The sequence below is a fragment of the Nonomuraea sp. NPDC002799 genome (assembly GCF_053592075.1).
Window position 1 is genome coordinate 1 of the sequence record NZ_JBSFVA010000091.1, and the last position, 7,320, is coordinate 7,320.

Genomic DNA, 7,320 nt, shown 5'->3' on the forward strand with positions numbered 1-7,320 from the left:
CGCGACATCGCAGAGGTGGCGGTCGCGGCGCTCGTCAACCCCGCACACGAGGGGCGCTCCTACCTGCTCACCGGCCCGCAGTCGCTCACCCAGCACGACAAGGTCCGCCTCATAGGCGAGGCCATCGGCCGGGCACTGACCTTTCAGGAACTTACCCCCGAGCAGATCCGCCAGGCCATGCTCGCCCAGGGCCTGCCCGAGGAAATCGCTGACCGGCTGCTCGGCTCACTGGCCGACTACGCCCGCGCGCCGGGCCCCACCACGGACACCGTGCGACAACTCCTGGGCCGTCCCGCGCTCACCTTCGCTGCCTGGGCCACCGACAACGCCACCGCCTTCGCGACGTCGGCCAGCTCATGAGCTCCCGGCTTGACCAGGGAGGAACGGCCGTGACCGACACCATGGTCATCCGGATCGCGCAACGGGTGAGCCTGATGTTCACGGGCCTTTTCACCGGCTTCGTCGTCGCGGTCCTCGTCCTCGAAACATCGCTCCGCAGTTACGACCTGCATGTATACACGCAAGTCCGGCAGGTCGAACTCGACTCACTGGACACGCTCGCATCCGCCACGCTCCTACCGGCATTGATCTCGACGGCGCTCCTGCTTGCCTTCAGGTTCACATCGCGCGGACGCACGTTCTGGCTCAACCTGATCGCACTCGCGCTACTACTCGCGATCTTCGCCCTGACACTCGTGATCAATCTGCCCATCAACGCCGATCAGCTCACCTGGCGCGTTCAGGCACCTCCCATGAACTGGGCGAACATTCGTGACCGCTGGCAGATCGCCCACGCCCTGCGGACAAGCGCGGCCGTCATCGCATTCGTCTCCCTCATCACCGCCGCGACGAGAAAAGCCACACGAACGTAACACTCACCGCGGGAAATCGAACCAGGACACCGTCGGGCCGGACCACCCCCGCTGGCCCGGACGGGTCCGGCGCAAAGCCGCCTCGGTGCCGGCCTCCATTCCCGCAGTCGCGACCGTGTCACGCGAGTCGGCCGGCGTTCGGATGATCTAGACGCGATTATGCAGATCGGTCTATCATATGCGCGTGGCGATCAAGGGTGATGAGACACGGGCGCGGCTGATCGACGCGGCTCGGACGCTCGTGGAGGCGAAGGGCTATCACGGCACCGGGCTCAATGAGGTGCTCGCGGTGGCCGGCGCCCCCCGGGGTTCGCTGTACCATCACTTCCCGGGCGGCAAGGACCAGCTGGTCGGCGAGTCCCTCGTCGCCGCGGGCCGGGAGGTCGACGGCATCGTGGCAAAGCTGGCTGAGGCGGCGCCCACCTCCCGCGACCTCGTCCTGGCTCTGCTGGACGCGCTGGCCGACCGGATGGTGGCGGCCGGTTACGCCAAGGGCTGCCCGGTGGCGACCGTGGCACTGGAGGTGGCCGCGACCAACGACGACCTGCAGCTGATCTGTGGTGGTATCTACGCGGGCTGGCAGCGGGGGCTGGCCGATGCCCTGCGAGCCGACGGTCATGACGCGGCCGAGGCGGACGAGCTCGCGGCGACGGTACTCGCCCTGATCGAAGGCGCGCTGGTCCTGGCCCGCGCCGGCCGTCGGCAGCTCCCCGTCGAGCAGGTCGGCCGGCGCATCGCCCAACTGCTCGGCACCGGCTGACCACCTTGGCAAACGCCGGCCTTCCCGTCCGAAGTCCGCTCAGGGACAGCCTCGGTCACGCTGTCCGGCAGCTGGCAGGAAGTCGTCGCCCCGGACCTACGTCGCCGACGACTGGACCTGAGCGGACTTCGTTCTCCTGCACGGCCTCCCCCTCGACGGCGCGCCCTGGCACGTGCGCAGCGCACCGAAGCCTTGGAAGAAACGCAGAGAGCTTGCGTCAGCAGAACTCACGTCAGACCCCTCGCCATCAGAATGAGAATTCTTTGAGCGGACGAAATCATCCGAGCATGACCGAGTATGGCTCCCGCCAGCTGCCGCCGGGTCATCCCACGCACAACGGTATGTCTGCTGGCGGTCGAACATGAGCCAAAGGGCCATGGGATCGGGAGAAGCGCGGTCAGCGGCCCTTCTGGGACGCGAAACCGAGACTGCGGTCATCACGGAGATTCTCGACAGGGCATGCCGCGGGCATAGCCATGCGCTGGTCGTCCACGGTCCCATGGGCATCGGCAAGTCTGCGCTGCTGGATTGGGCCATGGCTGCCACGGCGGACATCCGGCCGGGGGTCAACGCACGCATCGTCCATGTGCGTGGCGTCGAAGCCGAAGCCGAGTTGCCGTACGCAGCCCTGCATATGCTGTTCGGCGACTTCGTGGAACAGATCGATGCGCTGCCTGTCGCGCAGGCCGTGGCGCTGCGCAGTGCCCTCGGGATGCTCACGAGCGACACACCACCGATTACGTATCAGGATCGCTTTCTCGTCGGCTTAGCTGTGATCAGTCTGCTGTCCCGCCTCGCAAACCGAGGCTTATTGCTTTGTGTGATCGATGATGCGCACTGGGTGGACCAGGTATCGGCGGACGCGTTGTGGTTTGCGGCGCGCCGGCTCGGCACCGAGGGCGTGGTCATGCTCTTTTCGGTGCGCGATGGTGAACGCAAATTCGACGACCCGGATCTGCCCGAAATGCGCCTGACCGGCCTGGAGGAAACCGCAGCTCACACGTTGCTCACTCAACTGCAACCTGGCCTGGACGAGACGTCACGCCGTCGCGTAGTGGCTGCCGCTGACGGCAATCCCCTGGCGCTGGTCGAGTTCGGCGCCGCCCTCATCGAGTCCGGCCTTGAAGCGTTCAACGAGATGGATCTCCTCTTGCTGCCAGGACCCGCCCCGGATCGAGCAGAGAGAACATTCGGTGACCGTGTGCGGGCGCTACCAGCGCCCGCGCGGACTCTGCTGCTCCTCGCCGCAGCTGCCGACGAGAGCGGGGACCTGACCGTACTCTTGGCGGCGGCCGGGCGCGTGGGTGCGTCGTTTGCGGACCTTGAACCGGCCGAAGCGGCTGGCCTGATCCACTTGAGTGGTTCCGCGCTGACCTTCCGCCATCCACTGATCCGCCGGGTCGTCTACCAACAGGCGACTCTGGTTCAGAGATTCGAGATCCACCAGACGCTCGCGCTGGTGTTGCACCGCGAAGAACAGGCGGACCGCAGAGCCTGGCATATGGCCGCCGGCACACCAGGCCTTGACGATGCGGTCGCGATCGCACTCGAAGGGGCCGCGAACCGCGCTTCGGCGCGCGGCTCGTACGCGGCGAGCGCCACGGCGTACGAACGCGCGGCGTCGTTCACCGCCGATCAGCGCAGGCGCGTACGGCTGCTGATCTCATCAGCTCAATCCGACGTCAGCACCGGGCGTCTCAACGCGGCGGCGGAGGTGGCCACCCGAGCGTCGTTGCTTGCACCCGACCCCGAGGCTGCGGCAGAGATCGCGCTCATCTCTTCCCATTTCGAGTACGCGCGGACGTCGAGCTCGGCCGCTTGTCGAACGTTGCTCCATGCTGTCTCACCGCTGGTGCACACTGCTCCACACGTGGCGGAGCGCATGTTGACCAGCGTGTGCCGCGCACTCCAGTTCGCGCCTGACCCGGTGGTCAATGAGATGGCCGCACCCCTGATCGACGCGGTTGTGGCGAAGCTGGAAGCGGACGCGCGTGCGCGGCTTGTTGCGATTCAGCTTGCCGCGCAGTTCGCCGCCGGGGGCTTCGAGGCAGCTTCCGAGCTGAGATACCGGGTCGACCACCTGATCGAACGTCCGGCTTCCGCGAACACGATGCCGGACGAACTACTCACCATTGGGCTGCTCTTGCTCGTGGCCGATGACCGAGCCGCGCTGTCGAGAACCCTTGCGTCGCTCGCCGCATGTCGCGAGCGTGGAGTGACCGGCAGTCTTGCAGAAGTGCTCCACAGGTCGGCGTGGGCGCGCCTCCAACTCGGGGCGCTGCGCCAGTCACGTGCGGACGCGGTAGAGGGCCTGACCCTGGCTGAAGCGACCGGGAGCGAGTTGGCCGCGACCCGGCACCGCGAGATCCTTGCGATGCACGCGGCGATGGCGGGCGACGAAGCGGAGTGTCGCGAACTGGCTTACCGGTGTGAGGCGTTCGTCGGCAGTCGAGACGAGCCGCACTACGCGGTGCTGGCACTGTGCCTGCTCAACATGGGCTACTGCCGCTATGAGGCCGCGTTGTCCCACGCAGGGCTCGTGACAGCAGACGTTCATGGCTACCTCTACATGCAGCTCGCACCGAACCGAGTCGAAGCCGCGGCACGTCTCGGTTGTCCGGAACGAGCCGCGGAGCCTCTGGCCCACTATCTGCAATGGTCTGACGCTCTGGCCGGCAATTCGGCGGTCGCGGCCATCGCCTACCGGTGTCGCGCCTTGATCGCATCGGACGACGAGGCCCAAGAGCTGTGGAGGACCGCCCTGGACCTGCATGTGAAGGAAGAGCGCCCCTTCGAGTGTGCGCGCACACTTCTGCTGTACGGGGAGTGGCTGCGGAGAGTACGCAAGCAAGGCGGCGCCAGGACGTACTTGCGCGAGGCGCTTGACCGCTTCGAACGCCTGGGCGCCATCCCCTGGGCCGACCGCGCTCGCGCTGCGTTACGCGCGTCCGGTGTGACCGCCGTTCGTGAAGAGCGCAACACCGACGTGTTGGACAGGCTGACCCCTCAGGAATCGAACGTGGTCCACCTAGCGATCAAAGGGCTGAGCAACAAGGACATCGCAACACGGCTCTTCCTCAGCCCGCGAACTGTCGCCTACCACCTGTCGAACGTCTACCGGAAGCTTGGCGTGGCCTCACGCATGGCTCTTGCTCAACTGCTCGCGCGCCAGGACGTCACGGAGAACCCCACCGATGCGGCCTGAGCCCGAACGCCTCTTGCCGACTGGGTCGCCGCTGCGAACTGCGCGGGGGCGCGAAGGCTACGTGAAGTCGGTGCTCGAAACGCGTGCCTTGTAGAATTCACCGTCATACCCCCAGTTCATTAGTCGTTTGCTGAAGGCCGGCTGGGTGTGGTCGGCGACACTGAAGAAGTCCACGCGGTCGCTGACCCAACTGCGGAAGACATCGCCGGGCAGACCTGCGTTGATGTTGGTTGTGCGGTCCGTATCGTCGTCCTTCGTCGACTTCACCCAGAAGGACTCGCCGGAAGCGACGCGGGAGTAGGACTTCACACCGCGTCTCGGGGTTACCGGCTCGAAAATTCTGGTCGCCTTGTGAAATCTCCGGACGGTGCTGCCCTCGGCGATCAGCAGATACCTGGAGTCACTGTAGTCGGCGTCGAGGCTGTGGCCGCCCTGGACACCGATCTTGGCGCCGACTCGCTTGAGCCGGGTCGTGAGGTGGTGGCCGACGATCTCGTACTGGGTGAGGCTTTCGGAGCCGAGCGCCCATAAGTGGCTGCCGTCATACCAAAGACCGTGTGCGCCAGGATACTCGAACTCGTCGACCCTGGTGAGGGTCATGGGGTCGTCGGAGTCGGCGGGCCCGTAGACAGTGAGGAAACCTCCACGGGGATTTGCGGAACTCTTGGGATGGCGAGGTCCGCCCAACTCCGACGGGGTGTCCCAGTCATCGCGCGCGGACGCGGTCACGATGGCGCCGATGTTGGGGATGCGTTCGATCGCGTGCGGGTTGCCGTAGGGCCTGGCGGACCAGAGCAGGTCCGCAACGTCGGCATACCGCTTTCTGCTCGTATCGATGTCCACGATGCCGACCTTGCCACCGGATGCTGTGACCAGGGCCACCCAGCCGTACGCGCTCGTCTCGCGAAACTTGATGTCGGTGAGGTCGACCCACGTGTCGAGGCCAGGCGGCGTCCATCTCCAGACCAGGTTGCCCCGGTCCCACACCGCACCAACCGGAAAGATCTTTATCGTATTGCTGAATTGCTCGCACAGGGCGACATGGTAGGTGCCGGCATGCGCTCTGCTGGGCGCCTCCAGCGGTCCGGTGACAGCCGCGGCGACGGCACCCTTCAACCATGTTCTGCGGTCCATCAGGTCCCCTCAGATTGTGATGGCACCGGGTCTTGGCCATGCCGAGTAGGTGCCATATCCATCGAAATCCTCGGCTGTCATCCCGTCCTGCCGGGATGACGGGTCACTGAGGTCAGTCGTCAGCCAGCTGGTCGGCTGCGTCCCGTCCGGCGACGGTGGCACGGCGCAGGAAGTCGGCAAGGAATTCGAGCTCCGCGTCGCTGTATCCGTCGCAGATCTGGTCCATCGAGGTGTTCATCCCTTTGTAGAGCTGGAACATCTCGGGGCTCCGGCCGCGTAGGGCGCGGATAGTGACGGCGCGGCGGTCGCACGCCTCCGGGTCGCGCTCGCGGACGACCCAGCCGCCGCGTTGCAGTCTGTCGAGAATGCCGGTCATGGTGGCGGGGTGCAGCCCGGCGAGCCTGGCGAGGGAGCTCGGGCTGAGCGGGCCATGCCGGTTCACCAGTTCGAAGCAGAGGAAGTCGACGTCCTTCAGGTCGACATGTGCGCTGACCTGATGGTTGAGCAAGGAGAGCTGAGTGTTGAGCTCCCGCAGTGAATCCTTGATCGTCGCGGTCACCCGTCGTCGACGTCGCGCCACATCGGCATTCTCGGGCGTCGGGGACGTCATACGTCATGCCTCCAGAGCTCAATTATACGAATTTGATATTATATGCTCCAAGAGCAATATGATAGCCGTCAACCGTAGCCCGGAAACAAGGGCTCATCATGGCCACTGATGGCAGCGGCAAGGCCATGACCAAGGAGACCCCGTGCCGATCACCCGTATCGAACACTTGCATTGAGCTGCTCTCCCCAGCACGCTTGTCCCGCTGAACGGAACGTCGCTGACTCGGCTGTCGCCCGAGTGTCGGCTGTGCTCGGCGCCTTCGACGCCCACCACCCGGAGTTGCGGGTGCTGGAGATCAGCCGCCCGGTCCGGGCTGCCGAAGGCGACCACCTCACGGCTCGTCAGGGAACTGCTGGAGTACGGTTTCCTGGAACGCGACGGGTCCCGGCTGCATATGGGGACCCAGCTGTTCGAGTACGGCGAGCTCGCCTCCCGGCACCGCAACCTGAGAGCGGTCGCGCTACCGTACATGGCCGACCTGCGCCAGACGGTGCACCTGGCGGTGCTGGACGGCCATGACGTCGTCTACGTGGAGATTCTGCGTTCCAGGGACGACCGCTGGCGCGACAACGCGATGCGCAATGTAGGGCTCTGACCAGCCGGTACGCGCAGAATCGGTCGGCAGAAAGAGGCGAACCGTGTCGGGGACTGTACGGTCACTGGTGTAACTCCTGATCAAGGAGAACACACCTGATGAGTAATGTGATCCAGGCATCGACGGAGATCGACCTGGAGGACG

At 65.6% G+C, this 7,320-nt stretch carries 6 protein-coding genes and 2 pseudogenes; 6 read left to right on the forward strand and 2 right to left on the reverse strand.

Translation table 11 applies throughout. The features are described 5' to 3' along the window. From ACWD0F_RS51270 to ACWD0F_RS51285, 4 genes and pseudogenes are all read left to right on the forward strand, one after another. Nucleotides 1-360, forward strand: a pseudogene (locus tag ACWD0F_RS51270) (hypothetical protein); the annotation flags it as partial. 29 nt (nucleotides 361-389) lie between these two features. Next, entirely contained in the window at nucleotides 390-872 is a 483-nt protein-coding gene (locus ACWD0F_RS51275) for an anthrone oxygenase family protein (protein ID WP_449890330.1), read from the forward strand. 184 nt (nucleotides 873-1,056) lie between these two features. Beyond that, nucleotides 1,057-1,632: a TetR/AcrR family transcriptional regulator gene (locus ACWD0F_RS51280; protein ID WP_449890331.1), complete on the forward strand. Its 576-nt coding sequence runs from the start codon at nucleotides 1,057-1,059 to the stop codon at nucleotides 1,630-1,632. Nucleotides 1,633-2,008: 376 nt separating this feature from the next. Next, nucleotides 2,009-4,837 carry a helix-turn-helix transcriptional regulator gene (locus tag ACWD0F_RS51285; protein WP_449890332.1) on the forward strand — a complete coding sequence of 943 codons (2,829 nt, stop codon included), beginning with the start codon at nucleotides 2,009-2,011 and terminating at the stop codon, nucleotides 4,835-4,837. Between the two features lie 57 nt (nucleotides 4,838-4,894). Here the strand turns inward: ACWD0F_RS51285 and ACWD0F_RS51290 are convergent, their stop codons facing one another. After that, a complete protein-coding gene (locus tag ACWD0F_RS51290) occupies nucleotides 4,895-5,971 on the reverse strand; it encodes a hypothetical protein (protein ID WP_449890333.1) in 1,077 nt (358 codons plus the stop codon). Nucleotides 5,972-6,083: 112 nt separating this feature from the next. Continuing rightward, nucleotides 6,084-6,581 carry a MarR family transcriptional regulator gene (locus ACWD0F_RS51295; RefSeq protein ID WP_449890334.1) on the reverse strand — a complete coding sequence of 166 codons (498 nt, stop codon included), beginning with the start codon at nucleotides 6,579-6,581 and terminating at the stop codon, nucleotides 6,084-6,086. A gap of 244 nt (nucleotides 6,582-6,825) precedes the next feature. On the opposite strand from ACWD0F_RS51295, the pseudogene ACWD0F_RS51300 reads away from it, so the two are divergent. Together ACWD0F_RS51300 and ACWD0F_RS51305 are read left to right on the forward strand one after the other, a co-directional pair. Continuing rightward, a pseudogene (locus ACWD0F_RS51300) lies at nucleotides 6,826-6,951 on the forward strand (helix-turn-helix domain-containing protein); the annotation flags it as partial. 24 nt (nucleotides 6,952-6,975) lie between these two features. After that, entirely contained in the window at nucleotides 6,976-7,176 is a 201-nt protein-coding gene (locus tag ACWD0F_RS51305) for a hypothetical protein (RefSeq protein WP_449890335.1), read from the forward strand. Nucleotides 7,177-7,320: the final 144 nt, after the last annotated feature.